This is a genomic window from Stutzerimonas marianensis (assembly GCF_022810315.1).
In the GTDB taxonomy this organism is placed as follows: Bacteria; Pseudomonadota; Gammaproteobacteria; order Pseudomonadales; family Pseudomonadaceae; genus Stutzerimonas; species Stutzerimonas marianensis.
The window spans coordinates 433,809-454,151 of the sequence record NZ_JALGRD010000002.1; the positions used below are offsets into that span (position 1 = coordinate 433,809).

Below are 20,343 nucleotides of genomic sequence, written 5' to 3' on the forward strand. Positions count from 1 at the left end.
GGCTCACCTCGACCCCTGAGGCAGAAACGGGGAACATTCGGGCGCGCCGAACGACAATGGCAGACGGGCCCGCCGCAAGGCCCAGCGCGCCGGTGTGAACACGACCATCCGCTCGGCACCGGGTGCGGCGACGATGCCATGCGCGCCGTACTGCTGCGGCCACACTACCTCGGCATGCGCCTGGATCTGGAGCAGATCGCCACTGGCGAAGTCGATGAACAACAACCCGCAACGCGGCTCTCGGACGAGGTTGCCCAGGGTGTTGAAGAACTGGTTGCCGCTGTAGTCCGGCAACCAGAGCCGCCCATCGTCGGCCACCTCGACAAAGCCCGACGGCCCGCCCCGGTGCGAAACATCCAGACCGCACCCCTCCGCCCCGGCGCTGCCGCTCGCGATAAACAGAGTGTCGGATCGACCGACCAGCTCGAGCCACGCGCTGTCCGGGCCGACGCCACCGAGCCGGTCGCCGGCGGTTCGTGCCTGGCTCCGCCATGGCCGCGCCTGGATGTACTTGGGGCAATTGCCGAATGACTGAGCGACTGCGACGCTCAAGCCGTCGGCATCGCGCTCCACGATACGGCCGTTCGCCCGGTTGCGCCGCCGCGTATGCCACGAGAGGCCGAGCACGCCAACGGCGGCACGCGGGCTCAGGCAGGCGGCGATCGGGTCATCCGACTCCAACCGTGCCGCAATGCTGAGCACCTGCGGGTGCGGCGACCAGACGAATCCTGGCGAGCCCCAGATAATGCTGGCGTGCGGTTGACCATCGGCGTCTGCGGCGCCGAGCAACAGCGTCGGCAGGCACGCGAAGAACTGTCGGTGCTGCTCGGGCATGAAAGGCCGGATCACACGTGAGCCGATCTGCGCCATCTTTTCCTGCACGCCCACACGGGCCTGCACCCAGCGCTCACCATCATGAAAGGGCGTATTCATGGTGCTGCCCTATTCCAGACCAGGCATCGGGATATAGCCCGGCAGTTCACGGATGCGGCCGAACCAGGCCTGTAACGCCGGATAGTCCGCCAAGTTCTGCCCACCTTCGCCGGCCAGCGCAGCGTAGGGATAGACCGCGACGTCCGCGATGGTCGGAATCGGCGTCTCGGCCAGCCAGGCATGCTTGCCCAGCTGTTGCTCCAGCAAGGTCAGGGCCGCCTGCGCACGGCTTTCGGCAAGTGCCTGGTCGATGGGCATCCGGAACACTCGACCAAATCGAGCCGTCGCCGGCCCGTGGTGCATTTCGTTGGCGGCGAAACTCAACCAGCCGGCGATTCGCGCCTGGCTGAGCACATCCTGCGGATGCCAGGCGGGCGCATGGCGCAACGCCAGGTAGACCAGAATCGCCTGCGAGTCCGCCAGCCGAACCTCGCCGTCTTCGAGCACCGGGACCTGCCCACGCGGGTTGAGCGCCAGGAAGGCGGGTCGCTTGTGCTCACCCTGCCGCAGATCGACCGGCACCCGCTCGGCGCTCTGGCCGATCAGGCTGAGGAACAAGCGCACCTTGTAGCAGTTGCCGGAAAGGGTCAGATCATGAAGTTTCATCGCCGCGTGCCTCGGTAGGGTGAAGACGACTCGATAATAGACAGACCAGTCTGTATAGTTCAAGCGGAAAGTTGTCACGAGCCGCCATCCGCAGCCAAGGTCGCGCATAATGGCGGCCCGAGGAGACCGACATGGCTACGAACAAGCGCGACCAGTTGCTCGGCACCGCTGAGCGTCTGTTCTACACCGAGGGTTATCACGCCACAGGCATCGACCGGATATTGAGCGAGTCTGGCGTGGCGAAGATGACGCTCTACAAGCACTTCAAGTCGAAGGATGACCTGATCCTGGCCGTGCTCGACGCGCGCCAGCAGCCCATGCTCGAGCGGCTACGCTCCGCGCGTGAAAGGCTCCCGCCACGCCAGGCCTTGATGGGTGTGTTCGACGGGTTGGACGCGATGATCCACAGCCCGACGGCGTTCTGTGGCTGTCTGTTCATCAACGCGGCGGCCGAGTACCAGGACCGCGACCACCCCATTCATCAGCGGGCGGCTGCATACAAGGCACAGTTCCAGACGCACCTGCACGCCCTGCTGCAAGACCTCGGCGCCACACAAGCCGAGCCGCTTGCGCGGCAACTGCAGTTCATGATCGAGGGGGCCTTGAGCATGGCCCACATCGAAGGGCCCGGCGACCAGGCCAAGCTGGCAAAGGCCGCCGCCGAGCAGTTGCTTCAGGCAGCTGGCCTCTGACCTGAGGCCAGTGGTCTATCAGATCGACGCACTGGGCTTGACCCTGAACCAGGCCGCATAGAGCGCGGGCAGGAACAGCAAGGTCAGTGCCGTTGCCACGATCAGCCCCCCCATGATCGCCACCGCCATCGGCCCGAAGAACACGCTGCGCGACAGCGGAATCATTGCCAGCACCGACGCCAGCGCCGTCAGCACGATGGGGCGGAACCGCCGTACCGTTGCATCGACGATGGCATTGAAGCGGTCCTGACCGGCGGCGATGTCCTGTTCGATCTGATCCACCAGGATCACGGAATTGCGCATGATCATCCCCGACAGGGCAATGGTGCCGAGCATGGCGACGAAACCGAACGGCTTGTTGAGCAGGAGCAGGAACAGCGCCACGCCAATCAGCCCCAGCGGTGCGGTCAGGAACACCATGGCCGAGCGCGAGAAGCTCTTGAGCTGCAGCATCAACAGGCTAACCACCACAATGACGAACAGCGGCATCCCCGCGTTCACCGACGCCTGGCCGCGACTGGAGTCCTCCACCGTGCCGCCCACTTCCAGCAGATAGCCGCTCGGCAGCTCTGCGCGAATCTCAGCCAGACTCGGTTCGATCTGCTGGACCAGCGTGGCCGGCTGCTGATCGCCGTAGATGTCGGCGCGCACGGTCACGGTCGGCAACCGGTTGCGATGCCAGATGACGCCCTCCTCGAAGCCGTACTCCAGCGTTGCGACCTGCGCCAGCGGCACGTTACGCCCGTTGGTCGTTGGGATGGCCAGGCTGGGAAGCATCGACAGCGACAGGCGCTCCTGCTCGGTGCCGCGCAGTACGATCTCGATCAGCTCGTTGTCCTCGCGGAACTGGCTGGCCGACGCTCCATTGAAGGTGCGATTGAGAAAGCTCGACAGTTCGGCCGTGCTGACACCCAGCGCGCGCGCCCGATCCTGGTCGACATGCAGCCAGACCGCCTTGCTCGGCTCCTGCCAGTCGAGGTGCACGTTGGCCACGTGGGGGTTCTCGCGCACCTTGGCGGCCACCTGGCGAGCCAGCTTGCGCGCAACGTCGATGTGCTCGCCCGTGACCCGGAACTGTACCGGGTAGCCAACCGGCGGGCCGTTCTCCAGTCGACTCACGCGGCCGCGCAAGGTCGGGAAATCCTCTCGCAGCCGTTCGATCAGCCAAGTGCGCAGCGCTTCTCGCTGCTCGATGCTCTCGGACAGCACGACGAACTGCGCGAAGCTGGTCGCAGGCAATTGCTGGTCCAGCGGCAGGTAGAAGCGCGGCGACCCGTTACCGATATAGGCCACGTAGTTATCGATACCGGCGCGATCCTCGAGCATCGCTTCGAGGCGACGCACCTCTGCCTCGGTGGCCTTCAGCGAGGCACCCTCGGCAAGTTTGAGATCGACCATGAGTTCCAGACGGCCGGAGGCCGGGAAGAACTGCTGCGGCACGATGCGAAAGAGCGCGATCGAGCCGGCGAACAAGAGCAGCGTCAGGATGATGACTGTCTTGCGATGGCTGACGCAGTAATGAATCACGCGCCGCACGCGCTGGTAAAAGCGGGTCGAATAGGGGTCGTGTCCCTGGCTCTCACCACCGTGCTTTTGCGCATGCTTGCGAGCCAGGTCAGGCAGCAGCTTGTCGCCCAGGAGCGGCACGAACATCACCGCGGCGATCCAGGAGGCGATCAGCGCGATGGTAACGACCTGAAAGATCGATCGGGTGTATTCACCCGTACTCGATTGCGCCGTAGCGATCGGCAGGAAACCAGCCGCGGTGATCAGGGTGCCTGTCAGCATCGGAAAGGCCGTGCTCGACCAGGCGTAACTGGCCGCCTTGAGCCGATCGTAGCCCTGCTCCATCTTGATCGCCATCATCTCCACGGCAATGATCGCGTCGTCGACCAGCAGCCCGAGCGCCAGCACCAGCGCACCGAGCGAGATCTTGTGCAGGCCGATGTCGAAGTAGTTCATCGCGGCGAAGGTCATCGCCAGCACCAATGGGATCGACAGCGCCACCACCAGACCGGTGCGCACGCCCAGCGAGAAGAAACTCACCAGCAGCACGATGACCAGCGCCTCGATCAGCACTTTCACGAACTCACCGACGCCGGTCTTCACCGCCGCCGGCTGGTCGGACACCTTGCTCAAGGCCATGCCGGCCGGCAGCTCGCGCTGCAACCGGGCGAACTCCTGCTGCAGCGCCTCGCCCAGCAGAAGGATGTCGCCGCCCTCCTTCATCGACACCGCCAGGCCGATTGCCGGCTCGCCCATGAAGCGCATGCGCGGCGCCGGCGGATCGTTGAAGCCGCGATGCACCTCGGCCACATCGCCGATGCGGAAGGTGTCGTTGCCGACGCGGATGGGGAAGTCGCGGATTTGCTTGACCGTTTCGAACCGGCCGGTCACCCGAAGTTGAACCCGATCGCTCGGCGTCTCGACGAAACCGGCCGACATCACCGCATTCTGCCCTTCGAGCGCCTGCCTGACCGCCTCCAGCGGGACGCCCAGGCTCGCCAGCTTGACGTTGGACAGTTCGATCCAGATCTTCTCGTCCTGCAACCCGATGAGCTCGACCTTGCCGACGTTCTTCACCCGTTGCAGCTGCAACTGGATGCGGTCGGCATAGTCCTTGAGCACCGCGTAGTCGAACCCCTTGCCCGTCAGTGCGTAGATATTGCCGAAGGTCGTACCGAACTCATCGTTGAAGAACGGCCCCTGGACGCCCGCCGGCAGCGTGTGGCGTATGTCGCCGACCTTCTTGCGGATCTGGTACCACAGCTCGGGGATCTCGTCGGAATGCATCGAGTCCCGTGCCATGAATGTGATGTTGGATTCACCGGGGCGTGAGAAGGACACGATGCGTTCGTACTCGCCCGTTTCCATCAGTTTCTTCTCGATGCGCTCGGTCACCTGGCGGGACATTTCTTCGGCGGTCGCGCCCGGCCACTGCGTCTGGATGACCATGGCCTTGAAGGTGAAGGGCGGGTCCTCGCTCTGGCCAAGCTTGCTGTAGGACAGCGCGCCGACCACCGCCAGCAGCAGCATGAGATAGACGACGATCTGCCGGTTGCCGAGCGCCCAGGCGGAAAGATTGAAGCGCATGGGGGTCACTCCTGGGCTGCCATCACGACCGAACGGTTGTCACGGTCGACTGCCCGCACCGCCTGACCTTCATGAAGCAACTGGACCCCGGCGAGCACGACCCAGTCATCGGCGTTCAGCCCTTCGAGCACGGGCACCTGCGACTCTCCGAACGAGCCGGTACGCACCCTGACACGCTCGAGCGTGGCATCGGCCTTTACCCGCCAGACATAGGCATTGCCCTGCTCGGCCGTCACCGCCGAAAGCGGCACCGCCAGCGGGACCTCGGCCTTGCTGCGAATCGAAACCCGCGCGCTCTGGCCCAATTCCGCTGTCACCTCGGCATCGGTGAAGGCGACCCGCGCCGAGTAGGTTCGCGATTGCTGGTCGGCTGCAGGCGAGAGCTCGCGGATCCGTCCGGGATACTGTCGTCCCGGCTGCGACCAAAGCTCGACGGACACTTCCTGGCCGACCGCGTGACGCTCGAAGGCCTGCTCAGGGAGGCTGATCGCCACCTCGCGCTCGCCATCTGCAGCCAGCACGAAGGCCGTCTGGCCGGCCGCGACCACCTGACCGACCTCGATGTGGCGCTGGGCGATGACCCCGTCTCGCGTCGCGCGCAGGGTGGCGTATCCGACCTGGTTGTTCGCCACATCGAACTCGGCCTTGGCCTGCTGCAGACGTGCCTGCGCCGAGCGGAACGCGTTATCGGAGGCATCGAACTGCGACCTGCTGACCAGCTGGCGATCCAGCAGGGTCTTGTAGCGATCACGTTCGGCACGGGCGACGCGCAGGTTGGCCTCGGCAGCGGCGACCTGAGCGCGAATGCCTTCGAGCTGCAGGCGAACATCCTGGGGGTCCAGGCTTGCCAGCGCCTGCTCCTTGCGAACCCGGTCGCCCGCCTCCACCAGACGCTCCGTGACCTTGCCGCCGATACGAAACGCCAGTTCCGGCTCGTATCGCGCATGGACTTCGCCTGGGTAGCTTTCGATCGACTCGCTTGCCGGCTGCGGCTGGACGACCATCACCGGCTGTGGCGGTGCCTCCTCCGCCACCTCTTCGCTGCAACCGGCAAGGAAGACGAAGGTAAGCACACCGAGCAAGGGAAGCGGCGGACGGATCACGTTGTGAACTCTCTCTGTCGGAAAGGCGGGTTTGTAATACTTGTACTGCCCGGTATAGTAAAAATCCCGTACCGACCAGTCCAGTATTAAAACGCTCATGTCCGATCGCACCACCGCCCCCGGGCCAGGCCGCCCCAAAGACCCCGCCAAACGCGAAGCCATCCTGGGCGCCGCACAGGTGCTGTTTCTCGCCAATGGTTACGAAGGCAGCAGCATGGAGGCCATCGCCGCCGAGGCCGGAGTGTCGAAGCTCACCCTCTACAGCCACTTCCGGGACAAGGAGGCACTGTTCTGCGATGCCGTGAAAAGCACCTGCGAGACTCGGCTACCGCGCAGTCTGTTTCTGCTTGAGCCGGGTCGGACCATGGAACAGGTGCTGCTCGCCATCGGGACGGCATTCCAGGCGCTGGTCAACAGTCCCGAATCGATTGGCCTGCATCGGGTGATGGTGGCAATGGCGACGCAGAATCCCGCACTGTCGCGCCTGTTCTTCGATGCCGGCCCGCAGCGGTTGCTGGGCGACCTCGAAGCGCTGTTCGCCGAAGCCGACCGTCGTGGACTGCTGGTAGCGCCGGCGCCTCTGAGCGCGGCCGAGCATTTCTGCTCGCTGGTCAAGGGCGGCGCGCATTTTCGCCTGCTGATCGGCTACAGCGATGAACCGACCGCCGACGAAGCAGAGCGTCACGTGCGCGAGGTGGTCAGCCTGTTCCTGCGCGCCTATGGCCCAGGTGCTGCCGGCAAGCCCGACTAGGACCGCCGGCACGCGACGTGGCCTCAGTCGTGGCTCAACGCACCGATCCTGTGGATGGACAGGTCCGCACCGTTGAATTCCTCCTCCTGGGTCAGGCGAATGCCAACGGTCGACCTGAGCAGGCCGTAAACGAGGAAACCACCCACCAGCGCAACCAGGATTCCGAGTACGGATCCTGCGACCTGGCTACCCAGGCTCACCCCACCGAGCCCGCCCAGCGCTTGCTGACCGAAGATCCCACAGGCCAGACCACCCCAGACACCGCACAGGCCATGCAAGGGCCAGACGCCCAACACGTCATCGACTTTCCACTTGCTTTGCGCAGCGGTGAAGGTCCAGACGAACAAGGCACCCGCGACGAGGCCTGTGGCCAGCGCACCGATCGGGTGCATGAGGTCGGAGCCGGCACACACGGCGACCAGGCCGGCAAGCGGGCCGTTGTGCAGGAAGCCCGGATCGTTGCGGCCGACCAGCCAGGCCGCCGCGGTGCCGCCGACCATCGCCATCAGCGAGTTCAGCGCAACCAGCCCGCTGACCGCCTCGAGTGTCTGGGCGCTCATTACGTTGAAGCCAAACCAACCGACAATGAGAATCCACGAACCCAGGGCCAGGAACGGGATGTTCGACGGCGCGAAGGCCACCAGCCGGCCGTCACGGTAGCGACCGTTGCGCCGCCCCAGCAACACGACTGCACCAAACGCCAGCCAGCCGCCCATCCCGTGGACCACCACCGATCCGGCGAAGTCATGAAAAGGCGCGCCGAAGCGAGCTTCCAGCCAGGCTTGCAGGCCCAGGTTGCCGTTCCAGATCAGGCCTTCGAAAAATGGATAGACGAACGCGACGATCAACAGCGTCGCGCAGAGTTGCGGCCCGAATTTGGCGCGCTCGGCGATCCCGCCGGAAATGATGGCTGGAATCGCTGCGGCGAAGGTCAGGAGGAAAAAGAACTTGACCAGCGAGTAGCCGTTTTCGGTAATCAGCTGGTCCGCAGGTTGGAGAAAGGTCACGCCATAGGCGACCCAGTAGCCGACGAAGAAGTAAGCCAGCGTGGACACCGCGAAATCGGCGATGATCTTCGACAGCGCATTGACCTGATTCTTCAGGCGCACCGTGCCCACTTCGAGGAAGGCGAATCCGGCGTGCATCGCCAGTACCATCACTGCGCCCATCAGGATGAATAACGAATTGGCGCCGTGAATCAGCACCTCCACCGCACTGCTTGGATTGTCCATCGACCAGGTTCCACCGAATCATTTCGCACCAAAACGGCAAGCGCGACCCACAGCGCGCACCAGAATGCGTCACAGCGGGAAAGCCATTTGCCACCTTCGTCGCGGTGCGCGGGTCAACGGTCCTGAACAAGCCATTGGGGCCTGACCAGGGACGGCCGCCGGCGCCCACCGCTGCGATCGCGCCGTCCGGATGCGCCATTTGTGAGCTTCAGACGAAACGATCGCACCAGGACACAGCAAAACCCGTACCAGCACATGGCCAGTTCGACCCAAAGCAAGGCATCGGCAAGCGGTGAGCGCCCCCGTTTAGGCCCCGCCGCTAGAGTGCCGACAGGGTTCGGAACTCGTCCTGTGCAAGCTGATCGGTCATTCCGCTGACGAAATCCTGCAACATGCGGCAACGGTAGTAGAACTCCCACAGTGGGCTGTCGGGTGCGCTCGGCTCGTGCGCTTTCAGCGCCTCGTGGTAGGCCTTGATCAACTGGCTGGGCAGTCGCCGCGCCAGCATCTGCAGATGCGGCTCGCGACGGCAGCTGCCCTGGGTCAGCGCATGGAAGGTCGCAGGCGTGACACGCAGCAGTGGGGCGTAGGCATCGAGCAGGCCCTGCAGGATCCGGTATCCCTGGAGCTGGAGCGTCTCGACTTCGCGGTGGCAGAAAACCCGCTCCATCGCCACATCCTTGAACGTCTGAACGATCGCGTTGGCCAGGCTGCGATCCTCCAGCAGGGCCCGGTCGAGTGTGCCGTGGTACACCGCCTCGATATGCTCGACGAACTGCTGCGCGGCATGCTGGACCAGCGGATGCACGAGATTGACGCGCAACCAGATGAAGAACTCACCCACCTTGTTGATCGGCTCTTTCTGGGCGCGGCCCTGGGCATATTCGACCATGCTCCTGAAGCTGCGGCCGTTGCTGACGGCATCGTCCGGCGAACCGTGTTCGCTGAACCTGTCGATCAGCAACTGCGCGAGCTGCTCGATGCTGAAGATGCCCTTCTCCACCGAGTCCTCGATGTCCGCCAGGCAGTAAGCAATGTCATCCGCCGCCTCCATGATGTAGGCGATCGGGTGTCGGGTGCCGGGCTGCACGCCAAGGGCGCCCTGCAGGTCGGCGACAAACGCCGCTTCCGACAGGTAGAAGCCGGGTTTCTTGTTCAGATAGGCACCGGGCGTGCCCGGCTCCGGTTTGGGCGTGTGAGCGGCTCGCACGTACTTGAGCAGCCCGGCCGTCTGCGTGTAGGTCAGGTTCAGGCGCAGCAGGCTGACCACCAGCCGAATCGCCTGGGCGTTCCCTTCGAAGTGCATCAGGTCGCGCAGCATCGTCTCGCGCAACGGGGCAACGCCCGACTGCGCCGGCACGGCGTCCTCGAACAGCGGCTCCAGGTGCCGGCCGAACCACTCGCCAATGGCGAATTCACCAAAATGCCCAAACGGCGGATTGCCGATGTCATGCATCAGGCAGGTCATCTCCACCAAGCTCTCGAGGGCACCCTCCAGGCCATCCAGCCCATACCGGACAGCCCGATCGCCGAGTTGCTTGTAGAGCGTACGGACGATGAAGCGGCCCGTCTGCTGCACTTCAAGCGAGTGGGTCAGGCGGCTGCGCACCGCAGCGTTGCGTTCGAGCGGAAACACCTGTGTTTTCTGCTGCAGCCGACGGATTGCAGCGCAATTGATGATGCGTCCGCGGTCGCTTTCCAGTTGATCGATGACCAGCGACAGCTCGTCGGTGGACGCCATCAGACCCGGCTCCATACGGCCATAGGGTCGCTGACGGGATATCTTGTCCTTGAAGTTGACCTGACCCGGCATGGCTCGCCCTCGCTCGTCGATGTAGCCGCCGAGCCTAGCGCGGCCGGGGCAGCTTTACCAAGGGCTCGCGCGCGGGTAGCCGTGCTGTTTAGAATTCTCCGCTCTCAATCCTCTGGGCCAGACATGAGCCGGTCGGATTTTCATCGACAACATGCCGAACGTGCGACCTCGGAAGCGCGCCGACTGCTCGCACAACGCCAGGCGCTGGGTTCGCGTTGGCTGGGCTGGGTCGCGACCGAGCTGTATCAGCTGACGCCGCCGGCGTTCGCGTCCATGGTGAGGCGCGAGCTGGCGCGCCTCAACGACGAGCCGGAGCGGTGAAACCGTCCATGGACCGTATCCCGGCCGACTGGACCGTCGAGGGCCCGTTCCTGCGCGATGCCTTGCTGCCGTTGTCGGGTAGCCGGAGGCCGTCAGCCATGGACAAGCAGCCTGCCTCAGTGCAGGTCTGGCTCGGTCAGGATGGGCTGCGTGGCGATCGCGTTGCCGATCGACGCTTCCACGGAGGCCCCGATCGCAGCCTTTGCCACTACCCGGCCGAACACTACGCGTACTGGCGCATGCGTTATCGACACCTTGGCGCAATCGGCGCTGCCGCGTTCGGTGAAAACCTTTCCACCAGGGGCCTGACCGAGCGCGAGGTCTGCGTGGGTGATCGCTACCAGTGGGGCGAGGCGCTGATCGAGGTCAGCCAACCCCGCTCGCCTTGCGCCAAGCTCGACCGCCGCCACGCCGCCCCTGGCCTGTCGCGGGAGATGGCGCAGAGCGGCCGCACCGGATGGCTGTACCGGACCCTGGTTCCCGGCTACGTCCCTCCTGGCGCCAGGCTGCAGCTGATCGCCCGCCCCAACCCCGACGCCAGCATCCTGCGTGTCTGGCTTGGATTTATCGACAGCGCCCTCGGCGACGACGAACTGGCCTGGCTGGTGGGACTGCCCGCCCTGGCCGGCGAGTACCGCCTGGCATTCCGCCACCGGCGGGACGCCAGGCGCCGGCAGCAGGATCAAGGCACGCTGTTCTGACGGGTCGTCAGCGGCTTTATGCCACTGTTCAGCCAATTCGCCTGCAGAATTGGATCGGCCGCTTCAAGGTCTGAGCTCGGCTGTCGGCTGCAGCCCTCGCCGACACCGTCAGTTGGGGCGCCCTTCAGGTCGTGGACTGCCCGAATGCAAGCCGCAACCGCCCCGCCATCCAGCCACCGCCCACATTGATGACCAACCCCAGCATGACCAGCAAGGCGCCAACGCCCTGGAGCAACCCAAGGTGTTCATCCAGCAACAGCGCCGCCGAGGTCAGCCCGACCACCGGCACCAGCAGCGAGAACGGTGCCACGGTATTGGCTGGATAACGCGACAGCAAGCGGCTCCAGAGGCCATAGCCCAGGATCGTGGCACCGAAGGCGAGGTAGACCAGCACCAGCATCGAATCCAGGCTGAAGCCGTGCAACGCCGCGGCGATCGCCTCGGGCCCTTCCAGCATCCAGGACAGGGCGAAGAACGGCAGAGGCGGAATCAGGCTGCCCCAGACCACCAGCCCCACCAGATTCACCTTGCCTACCCTGCGCGTGACGATATTGCCCAACGCCCACATCGACGCCGCGCAGATCGTCAGCAGGAAGCCTGCCAACGTCATGCCACGCTCGCCCTGCAATCCGATCAGCGTCAGACCTCCGGCCGCGACCAACAGCCCAACCAGATTGGCCGCGCGCAATCGCTCGCCCAGAAACAGCACAGCGAAGAACAGCGTGAAGAAGGCCTGAGATTGCAGGACCAACGAGGCGAGCCCGGCCGGCATTCCCATCTTCATGGCCGAAAAGAGGAACGCGAACTGCCCGAGCGAAATGGTCGCGCCGTAGGCCAGCAGCCAGCGCAACGGCATCTGTGGTCGCTTGATGAACAGAACCGCCGGGAAGGCCGCCAGGATGAAGCGCAACGCCCCCAGCAACATCGGCGGGATGTCATCCAGCCCCACCTTGATCACGACGAAATTCATGCCCCAGACAAGGATCACAACCAGAGCCAGCAGCAGATCCTTGGGCGACATCGCAGATTCCTCGCGTTTGGAAGCGCCCATTAGAAACCCGGCGCAATGGCTCCGCACACATACAGCCGGCCGCCAATTCGGCCGTACAGTCCGCTGCCAGCCGTCGCCACCCGGGCATCTCGGCTGTACGACTCGTGCCTGAGGCGTCCGCAGCGGATAGAATCCGCCGTCTCAAACCAGCCTTACCCTTCACAGCCAGACGAGATCGACCATGGGCGCACAGTGGAAAGCGAAACATAAGGAAGCGGCAGCCAATGCCAAGGGGCGGATCTTCGGCAAATTGTCGAAAGAGATCATGATCGCCGCCCGCAGCGGCGCCGAACCAGACATGAATCCACGCTTGCGCCTGGTCGTCGAACAGGCCAAGAAGGCCTCGATGCCCCGCGAGACCCTGGAGCGCGCCATCAAGAAGGGCGCCGGTCTACTGGGTGAAAGCGTCAACTACGAACGCACGACCTACGAAGGCTTCGCCCCGCACCAGGTGCCAGTGATCGTCGAGTGCCTGACCGACAACGTCAACCGCACCGTGGCCGAAATCCGCGTACTGTTCCGCAAGGGCCAGCTTGGCGCGTCCGGCTCGGTGGCCTGGGATTTTGACCATTGCGGACTCATCGAAGCGGCACCGGCGGCCGCCGACGCGGACCCTGAACTGGCGGCCATCGAGGCCGGTGCGCAGGATTTCGAAGCCGCTGACGACGGTGCGACCCTGTTCATCAGCGACGCCACCGACATGGACGTGGTCTGCCGCGGCCTGCCCGAACAGGGCTTCACGGTGCAATCGGCGCATCTTGGCTATCGACCCAAGAACCCCGTCACGACCCTGACCGAAGCGCAACTCGAGGAGGTCGAGGCCTTCCTTGCCGCGATCGACGCCCACGATGATGTGCAGAACGTCTACGTCGGCCTGGCGGGCTGACAACCAAGGCGTTGCAGACCAAACTGGTAGAGGACAACGAGCGAGCAGGCCCCACGATGAGTACCGGCAAACCACACACGCCCTACGCCCAGCGCGAACAGGGCTACCGCGAGAAAGCGCTGAAGATATACCCCTGGGTTTGCGGGCGCTGTGCCCGAGAATTTTCCGGCAAGCGCTTGAGCGAATTGACGGTCCATCACAAGGACCACAACCATGACAACAACCCGGAGGACGGCTCGAACTGGGAGCTGCTCTGCCTCTATTGCCACGACAACGAGCACGCTCGCTACACCGACAACCAGTATCAGGCCGAAGCCAGGCCGGGTAGCGATTTGGGCCCGAAGGAGACGTTCAAGGCCTTCGCCAATCTGGCGGAGCTGCTCAAAAACAAGCCGGACTGACATCCGGCTTGCGACGCCTCACTTGACCAACAGGACCGGCACGGAAACTTCGTGAATCACGCGGTTGGCGACCGAGCCAAGCAGCATGCCGGTGAAGCTTCCCAGACCACGGGTGCCCATCACCACCGTATCGCAACCCAGGCGCTTTACGGCTTCATTGACCTGTTCCGCGACGTTGCCGATGGCGGTGTGGGTTTCGTAGGAAATACCGGCCGCCGCGAGCTGTGCACCTGCCTCTTCAAGCAGGCCGCGCGACTTCTTCATCAAACTCGCGTTGAGTTCCTCCACCATGGCGCTGGTCACGTATTCGCCGTACATGACCGGCTCGTGCTGGGCATTGAAGACCTGGACCTTGAGCGGCTTCGGCGCCTCCTTGGCGAAATCGATGAGGTGCTGCAGGGCCCGCTTGGCATTGTCGGAACCGTCGTAGGCCAAAAGAATGTTGCGCATGTCCGTTCTCTCCCATGTGGTGACTGCTTTGAGCATAGCCAACGCCATTGCAGCCCGGCCAAGCACCTGCAGGTCCGTTGATCCAGCGCAATTTTTCAATCACCTTTGCACCGCCCCATCACCGAATCCTGACAGCATGACCACCTCTCAAGCACCGTTCGGCGTGGCCGACAGCTCTTTCCAGGCCGCTGGCGGCGAGGCCGGTATTCAGCGACTGGTCGACGACTTCTATCAGATCATGGAGCAGTCGAGCCTGGGTCAGAGCGTCCGTCGCCTGTATCCAGCCGATCTCGAGGGCTCGCGCGCACGCCTTACCGCATTTCTCTGTGGGTGGCTGGGCGGACCACGACGCTACGCCGAACAGTACGGCAGCATCAGTATCCCGCGCTTCCACACACGCTGGCAGATTGGCGAGGTAGAGCGCGAGGCCTGGCTTGGCTGCATGGCTGCCGCCATCGCGCAACAAGGTTATGCCCCGGCCTTCGCCGACTATCTGCTGACTCAACTGCGCGTGCCCGCCGAGCGCATCGTTCAGGCGAACTCTCGGCACTGCCCACTCGCCGCCATCCAAGAACCCTCGCAGCCTTGACGCGTCATACCCCTTAGAGGGGCCAGTGCGCCCCGCAGGCAGCCAAGGGGTCCCGATGAAAATCCGCTTCGCCTCCGTGAACCCGCGGAAGATCCAGGAAGCCCGGGATTTCCTCGGCCAGAGCGGCATCGAAATCGTTACCTTTCCGGTCCGGGTCGTGGAGACCCAGACCGAAGACTTGCAGCAACTGGTCAGCGACAAGCTGCTCGACGCCTTCAAGCTGATCGGCAAACCGGTCTTCGTGGAACACTCGGGACTGTTCATTAAAAGCCTGAACGGCTTTCCAGGCGGGCTGACTCAGACGTTCTGGGACCGTCTGCATGCCGTGCGCTTCTCCGAGCTGATCGGCAATCTGGACGATCCCTCCGCCGTGGCTCGCACGCTGATCGGCTACTGCGATGGCCGCAAACGACACTTCTTCCGGGGCGAGGTCGCCGGCCGGATCGCGCCCCAACCCTCCAGCGACACGGGTTTCGAGTGGGACAACGTGTTTATCCCCGACGGCTACGACCGCACCTTCGCCGAGCTGGGCGAAGGCCACAACGACCTGTCCATGCGCAAGCGCGCACTCGAGGCGCTGGCGAACCATCTGCGCGCCAACTGAGGAGTTTCGATGCAGAAGCTAGTCGAGGCCTACCAGCAGAATCGCCTCATCCTTTTCGTGGGGTCCGGCGTATCAGCCAACATCGGCCTGCCGCCCTGGCGCAATCTGATCAACGAGATCGCCCAGCAGCTCGATTACGACCCGGACGTGTTCGATACCTACGGCAACTTTCTTTCGCTCGCCGAGTACTACCGCATCAAGAAAGGCAACATCGGACCGCTTCGAAGCTGGATGGACCGCGAGTGGCACCGTGACATCGAGATTCGCGATTCGGAAATCCACCGCTTGATCGTTCAGGGCCGTTTCCCGGCCATTTACACGACCAACTACGACCGCTGGCTCGAAAACGCCCACGATGCCCATGGGGTGAAGTACATCAAGATCGCAAATGCTAGCGACCTGGTGAAAGCCCGCGACGATGTGCGGCAGATCGTCAAGTTCCACGGTGATTTCGATGATGACGATTCCATCGTGCTCGACGAGACCAGTTATTACGAAAGGTTGCAGTTCGAAACGCCGCTGGACATAAAGCTGAGGGCCGACACCTTGAGCAAGGCGGTGCTGTTTATTGGTTACAGCCTGTCGGATACCAATATCCGACTGCTGTTCTACAAACTATCGAAGATGTGGAACGAACATGAAACACTTGGCGTCCGGCCAATATCCTATGTCTTTTCCCATAAACCGAATCCGGTGCAAGAAGAGATACTCAGCCAATGGGGAATTCGTATGATCACATCGGAAGACGATGAACCCGGGCTTGCGCTGCGCAACTTTCTCAAATCACTGGTCGAAGGCTGAATGGCACTGCCCCAACAAACGAAGCGCAAGTGCGGCGCCCCATAGCGCCACACTTGCCGACGCACTCAGAAGTTGTAACCGAGACCAACACTGTAGAAGAACGCACCGTCGTCATAACGGTCGCGCGCATCGCTGCCACTCTTGAACAGGAACTGGTATTCAGCCATCGCCGTGATGAAGGTCTTGTCCTGCACCCAGTACTTCACACCGACTTCCGGGCCACCCATGAAGGTCTCGTCGACCTCTTCACCATAGAGCCCACCGAGGCTCAGGCCTACGAAGGGTCGCGTATTGCCGCTACCGAAGTGATAGTCGTAGAACACGCGAGTCGAACCATCGAACTGTACACTTTCGCCTTCTTCGTCACGCGCGTTGATTGTTTGGCGAATACCCCACATGGAGGACTCGTCCAGATATTTACCCCAGCTTCCCTGCACGGAGAACACGGTATCGTCGAAGCTCTTGTCGCTGCTTCCTGCCCCGCTGAGGGTAATTTCCCTATCGCCGGCCTGCGGTACGGCAAGTGCAATTGCGGGAGCCACGGCGACGGCCAGGATGGACATTTTGAATAGCCGGTTCATAACAACACCTCTTGTTTTGCATTGGCTGGACACGACATCGCTCGCGCGATGCGTAATTAAGTGACCCAACCCACTCCCGACCGTTCACTTTAATTTAAGGATATGACGTAACCTCCGGAGATATCAGTACTTTTTACTTTACCGCTGCGATTGTTCTAATCCCATTGCACGCTCACTCAATTAACAAGCGAGGCGAGAACAAATATCGAATTGAATAAATAACCAGGCCCCGAACGACGCGAATCGTTCGGGGCCCGGAAGGTCCGCCTGATTCAGCTCAGGTCGTACGATGCGATTGAATGGCGGGTTCCTCGGCGGGTTCATCCTCAGGATCGGTGTCGAACTCACGCCCCATTGCGATCCGCAACCAGACCGGTATGAGCAACACGCCCACACCTATACAGATCCAACTGAGCAGCGGGCCGGTATCAGGTGCGGGGAACAGCAGCCGCCCTACGCCGACCAGCAGCGAAAAGAGCGAAATCGCCGTCACCACCACGGCAAATAGACGGGATCCCAGCGCCTTGACCGAGACGCCCGGGCCGACGCCATTCAGTGATGCCGCATGTCCCCAGAAGCCGAACGGCCTCACACGGCGATAGAAACGCTTGAGCGTCGCGTCATCGGTTGCCGGCGTGATGAAGGTCACCAGGATCGCCGCCGTGGTCGTTGTCAACGCCATGATGCCGAGGCGTATCCACTCCCGCTCGGGATCGGTTCCCAGGTAATAGAGCAGCAGCGGCGCGGTGATCAGCGATACCGCCATCGCCGTCAGCTCCGAATAGAGGTTGATCCGCTCCCACAACCACCGTAGCACCAGCACCGAGCCCATGCCGGCGCCAAACAGCAGCGAGATGAACCAGGCCGTCTGGATCGAGCCCAGGTTAGCCATGATGATCATCGCGATCACCAGGATCAGGACATTGGACAGCCGGGCAACGATCACCAATTCGCGGTCGCGCGGCTTGCGTTTGAGCACGTGCGGGGCGATGACCCCGCCGTAAATATCGTTGCTCCAGTACGAAGCGCCCCAGTTCAGGTGGGTGTCCACCGTCGAAGCCAGCGCCGCGAGCAGACCCACGAGCATCAAGCCGCGTACGCCAGGGGGCAGCAGATCCTCGATCCCCTGCACGAACAGCGCCTCGCGGGCCGCCGTAAAGCCGTCCCCCGATGCCTCTCCGGAGGTAAAGGGGAACAGCACCAGCAGCCCCACCGCGATGGCCATCCAGAAAAGACTGCGCAGGAAAATCTGCAGCCAGGCGAAGACCAGTCCCGCTATTCGCGCGTCTCGGTCTGTCGGGCAGGCCATGCTTCGCTGCGCCAGGTAGCCCGTACCATCCGAGTTCATCTGGAAGAACCATTGCAGGCCGACGATCACGAGAAACGGCATCAGCGCCTCTCCGGCATTGGCCGGCGGCGAGAATGACAGCATCTTGCTGGCCTGGTCACTGCCGTAGAGCTCCACGATACGGTCGGTCAAACCGCCCAGGCCCCCTGCCGCGTCGAGTACGAACCAGGCGTACAACGCCGTCCCGATCATCGCCAGGCTGAACTGCACCACGTCGGTCTGGACCACTGCGCGTAACCCCCCGGTAATGGAGTACATCGCAGTGAAGGCCAGGATGAGCAGGATCGAAATCAGGTTGTTCGCTGTCATCACCTCGGGCTCGAGTCCGGTGATGCTCTCGCCAAGCTGTAGGCCGATGCTCGCGACGAAGCTCACCACCGGCTCGTAGAGCCCCGCCGGCAACCATTGATGCCACGGAAGGAATACCTCAGCGATTCGAATGGCGGCCACCAACACCATCGCCAGCACGACGCAATTGATCACTGTGCCGTAGTAGATGGCCTTGAGCAGTCGCAAGGGCGTGACGCCCTGGCCGCTGTAGCGAACACGCGTCAGTTCGGCATCGGTAAGCACACCGGCGCGACGCCACCCCACAGCGAACACGAAGGCCATCAGCAGGAATGCAAGGCCGTAAATCCATAAGCGCCAAAGCGCGAAAATGCCCGCCGTCGCGACCAGCCCGGTCACCAGCAGTGGCGTATCGGCCGCGAACTGCGTCGCGCCCATAGAAAAACCCGCTCGCCACCCCTTGATCGTCTTGCCCGCGAGGAAATACTCATCGAGGCTCTGAGAGGCCTTGCCACGCGCGCGAAGACCCGAGCCAAGGCCGTAGAGGATGAACGCCACCACTATCGCTAGATCCAACATCTTGTTATGTCCTTTGTTGGAGGGCTGTTCTGTTTGAGAGCCTGCGACAGCACGAAAATTCAGCGTCCTGATGAACGGAGCGCGCCGCGTCACCACACGCCCTCCAACGGCTTTTCCCGTGGCAGAATCGCTATCCGCCGATCACACCCAACGACCGCCATGCTCGAACTCGAACCCCGCCAGCTAAGGGCCGAACATCGCCCACTCCTGCAGCGGTTTTACCGCACTCAGCAGAGCCGTACGCGTATCGCACCAGAGGCCGAATGCTGGGCAATCGGCTCACCAATCGCGGCTGGGCTCTGCCTGACGCCGGTTGAAGGGGGGTGGTGGCTGACGGGTTTGCTGGTCCAACCAGCACGGCGTCGACAAGGCCTGGCGCCGTGCATCGTTGCCGCTGCCCTGCATGACCGCCCCGGCCCGACCTGGCTGTTCTGCCATCCTGACCTCGGTGACTTCTACCGCCGACTGGGTTTCCGCGAGGCGGATGAGCTTCCAGCCAGCCTATTCACGAGGCTTCAGCGTTATCGCCGACACAAAAGGCTGATGGCGCTCATGCATGAAGGTAACTACCGCAATTCATGAAGATTCTGACCATCGCTACCGCCTGCTTGCTGGACGAAGAAGGCCGCCTGCTGACGGTTCGCAAACGCGGCACCCAGCATTTCATGCTGCCCGGCGGCAAGATCGAGGCCGGCGAAAGGCCGCTTGACGCGGTCGCGCGGGAGCTGGCTGAAGAGATTGGCTTGACCCTTGACGAATCGGATTTGCACCCTCTGGGCCAATTCGAGGCGCGGGCGGCGAACGAGCCGGACCATTGGGTCAAAGCCGACGTGTTCGTCGGCCAGGTGAATCGCGGCAGCGCGATCCTGGCTCAGGCGGAAATAGATACATTGCTGTGGATCGCCCCGCACGCCCCACGAGACGCGCTACTCGCGCCCTTGCTCCGAGAGCGAATTCTTCCGGCGTTGAGCCAATGGCTCGGCGGGGCGACTGGCTGAACAATGTTACGGCGAGATGGGATCGCTAGCCGGGAAGGTTTCTTCGAGGGCCTCGTCCAGCTGGTCCTCGTCAGCATCTTCCGGTGAGCGCTTGACCTCGTCGCTCTGGTCATCGGTCGGCTTGACCGGTTCGTTCGGGTCATGGGCGTTCATGGCTACTCCGCGGCGTAAGGGTACGACAACTTAGGCCACGCAATAGGCACTACGTTCGATGCCAAAAAGACATCAGAACCTGCAAAAAAAAAGGGGCGGGGGTTTAAGCCCCCGCCCGCCTCCTTCCATGCTTCCTTTTATTTCCTGGCTCATCGTCCTGATGAATCCGCAATCCTGCGGACGATCCTGACCGACATCCTTGCCGGTTGTGCTTGTCCCTGAGCACAGGCCCGATATTAAGGGTTCCCGTGACAACGGCAACTGACAAAAATGCCTGATGGCACCAATGCCATTATTCTCCCAGCTAAATAAAGCTTTGATTTTCAAAGACTTAAGAATGTAAAAAAATGATTCAGGGCACCAGAGTGC

General features: G+C 62.9%; 21 protein-coding genes. 10 read left to right on the plus strand and 11 right to left on the minus strand.

Annotated features, from left to right (window positions below; all coding sequences use genetic code 11):
* Nucleotides 1-3: 3 nt before the first annotated feature.
* Together MST27_RS05260 and MST27_RS05265 are read right to left on the minus strand one after the other, a co-directional pair.
* Entirely contained in the window at nucleotides 4-933 is a 930-nt protein-coding gene (locus MST27_RS05260) for a pyridoxamine 5'-phosphate oxidase family protein (protein WP_243604954.1), read from the minus strand.
* 9 nt (nucleotides 934-942) lie between these two features.
* The gene (locus tag MST27_RS05265; protein WP_243604955.1) at nucleotides 943-1,539 is read right to left on the minus strand and encodes a glutathione S-transferase family protein; all 597 of its coding nucleotides are present in this window, start codon (nucleotides 1,537-1,539) and stop codon (nucleotides 943-945) included.
* Nucleotides 1,540-1,670: 131 nt separating this feature from the next.
* Here MST27_RS05265 and MST27_RS05270 point away from each other — a divergent pair, with 131 nt between their 5' ends.
* Nucleotides 1,671-2,231, plus strand: coding sequence for a TetR/AcrR family transcriptional regulator (locus tag MST27_RS05270; RefSeq protein ID WP_243604956.1), 561 nt, complete (start codon nucleotides 1,671-1,673; stop codon nucleotides 2,229-2,231).
* Between the two features lie 18 nt (nucleotides 2,232-2,249).
* Here MST27_RS05270 and MST27_RS05275 read toward each other — a convergent pair whose 3' ends face one another.
* A complete protein-coding gene (locus MST27_RS05275) occupies nucleotides 2,250-5,324 on the minus strand; it encodes an efflux RND transporter permease subunit (protein WP_243604957.1) in 3,075 nt (1,024 codons plus the stop codon).
* Nucleotides 5,325-5,329: 5 nt separating this feature from the next.
* Entirely contained in the window at nucleotides 5,330-6,427 is a 1,098-nt protein-coding gene (locus tag MST27_RS05280; RefSeq protein ID WP_243605058.1) for an efflux RND transporter periplasmic adaptor subunit, read from the minus strand.
* A gap of 97 nt (nucleotides 6,428-6,524) precedes the next feature.
* Here MST27_RS05280 and MST27_RS05285 point away from each other — a divergent pair, with 97 nt between their 5' ends.
* Entirely contained in the window at nucleotides 6,525-7,178 is a 654-nt protein-coding gene (locus tag MST27_RS05285) for a TetR/AcrR family transcriptional regulator (RefSeq protein WP_243604958.1), read from the plus strand.
* A 23-nt stretch (nucleotides 7,179-7,201) separates the two neighbouring features.
* Here MST27_RS05285 and MST27_RS05290 read toward each other — a convergent pair whose 3' ends face one another.
* Nucleotides 7,202-8,410 (minus strand): ammonium transporter, encoded by a 1,209-nt coding sequence (locus MST27_RS05290; RefSeq protein ID WP_243604959.1) that lies wholly within the window; start codon nucleotides 8,408-8,410, stop codon nucleotides 7,202-7,204.
* A gap of 319 nt (nucleotides 8,411-8,729) precedes the next feature.
* Nucleotides 8,730-10,223: a dGTPase gene (dgt, locus tag MST27_RS05295; RefSeq protein WP_243604960.1), complete on the minus strand. Its 1,494-nt coding sequence runs from the start codon at nucleotides 10,221-10,223 to the stop codon at nucleotides 8,730-8,732.
* Between the two features lie 123 nt (nucleotides 10,224-10,346).
* On the opposite strand from dgt, the gene MST27_RS05300 reads away from it, so the two are divergent.
* Together MST27_RS05300 and MST27_RS05305 are read left to right on the plus strand one after the other, a co-directional pair.
* Complete coding sequence (locus tag MST27_RS05300; RefSeq protein WP_243604961.1) at nucleotides 10,347-10,544, plus strand: hypothetical protein; 198 nt, start codon at nucleotides 10,347-10,349, stop codon at nucleotides 10,542-10,544.
* On the plus strand, nucleotides 10,541-11,245 hold the full coding sequence (locus MST27_RS05305; protein WP_243604962.1) for an MOSC domain-containing protein: 705 nt from the start codon (nucleotides 10,541-10,543) through the stop codon (nucleotides 11,243-11,245). Before MST27_RS05300 ends, MST27_RS05305 begins: the two co-directional genes overlap by 4 nt.
* 124 nt (nucleotides 11,246-11,369) lie before the next feature.
* On the opposite strand, the gene MST27_RS05310 is transcribed toward MST27_RS05305, so the two are convergent.
* Nucleotides 11,370-12,266 (minus strand): EamA family transporter, encoded by an 897-nt coding sequence (locus MST27_RS05310; protein ID WP_243604963.1) that lies wholly within the window; start codon nucleotides 12,264-12,266, stop codon nucleotides 11,370-11,372.
* A gap of 211 nt (nucleotides 12,267-12,477) precedes the next feature.
* On the opposite strand from MST27_RS05310, the gene MST27_RS05315 reads away from it, so the two are divergent.
* Together MST27_RS05315 and MST27_RS05320 are read left to right on the plus strand one after the other, a co-directional pair.
* Entirely contained in the window at nucleotides 12,478-13,182 is a 705-nt protein-coding gene (locus MST27_RS05315; protein WP_243604964.1) for a YebC/PmpR family DNA-binding transcriptional regulator, read from the plus strand.
* Nucleotides 13,183-13,238: 56 nt separating this feature from the next.
* Nucleotides 13,239-13,583, plus strand: coding sequence for a YajD family HNH nuclease (locus MST27_RS05320; protein WP_243604965.1), 345 nt, complete (start codon nucleotides 13,239-13,241; stop codon nucleotides 13,581-13,583).
* 18 nt (nucleotides 13,584-13,601) lie between these two features.
* Here MST27_RS05320 and MST27_RS05325 read toward each other — a convergent pair whose 3' ends face one another.
* Nucleotides 13,602-14,033 (minus strand): universal stress protein, encoded by a 432-nt coding sequence (locus MST27_RS05325; protein ID WP_243604966.1) that lies wholly within the window; start codon nucleotides 14,031-14,033, stop codon nucleotides 13,602-13,604.
* 136 nt (nucleotides 14,034-14,169) lie between these two features.
* Between MST27_RS05325 and MST27_RS05330 the strand changes: the two genes are divergently transcribed.
* The 3 genes from MST27_RS05330 to MST27_RS05340 are packed head-to-tail and all read left to right on the plus strand — an operon-like array spanning nucleotide 14,170 to nucleotide 16,027.
* Nucleotides 14,170-14,622, plus strand: coding sequence for a group II truncated hemoglobin (locus MST27_RS05330; RefSeq protein ID WP_243604967.1), 453 nt, complete (start codon nucleotides 14,170-14,172; stop codon nucleotides 14,620-14,622).
* 55 nt (nucleotides 14,623-14,677) lie between these two features.
* Entirely contained in the window at nucleotides 14,678-15,226 is a 549-nt protein-coding gene (locus MST27_RS05335) for a non-canonical purine NTP pyrophosphatase (protein ID WP_243604968.1), read from the plus strand.
* Between the two features lie 9 nt (nucleotides 15,227-15,235).
* Nucleotides 15,236-16,027 carry an SIR2 family protein gene (locus MST27_RS05340; RefSeq protein ID WP_243604969.1) on the plus strand — a complete coding sequence of 264 codons (792 nt, stop codon included), beginning with the start codon at nucleotides 15,236-15,238 and terminating at the stop codon, nucleotides 16,025-16,027.
* Between the two features lie 65 nt (nucleotides 16,028-16,092).
* Here the strand turns inward: MST27_RS05340 and MST27_RS05345 are convergent, their stop codons facing one another.
* Nucleotides 16,093-16,608, minus strand: a complete 516-nt coding sequence (locus MST27_RS05345; RefSeq protein ID WP_243604970.1) for a hypothetical protein — start codon at nucleotides 16,606-16,608, stop codon at nucleotides 16,093-16,095.
* A 277-nt stretch (nucleotides 16,609-16,885) separates the two neighbouring features.
* Nucleotides 16,886-18,823 (minus strand): sodium:solute symporter family protein, encoded by a 1,938-nt coding sequence (locus tag MST27_RS05350; RefSeq protein ID WP_243604971.1) that lies wholly within the window; start codon nucleotides 18,821-18,823, stop codon nucleotides 16,886-16,888.
* A 578-nt stretch (nucleotides 18,824-19,401) separates the two neighbouring features.
* Between MST27_RS05350 and MST27_RS05355 the strand changes: the two genes are divergently transcribed.
* Complete coding sequence (locus MST27_RS05355) at nucleotides 19,402-19,821, plus strand: NUDIX hydrolase (RefSeq protein ID WP_243604972.1); 420 nt, start codon at nucleotides 19,402-19,404, stop codon at nucleotides 19,819-19,821.
* Nucleotides 19,822-19,827: 6 nt separating this feature from the next.
* Here the strand turns inward: MST27_RS05355 and MST27_RS05360 are convergent, their stop codons facing one another.
* A complete protein-coding gene (locus MST27_RS05360) occupies nucleotides 19,828-19,974 on the minus strand; it encodes a hypothetical protein (RefSeq protein WP_243604973.1) in 147 nt (48 codons plus the stop codon).
* Nucleotides 19,975-20,343: the final 369 nt, after the last annotated feature.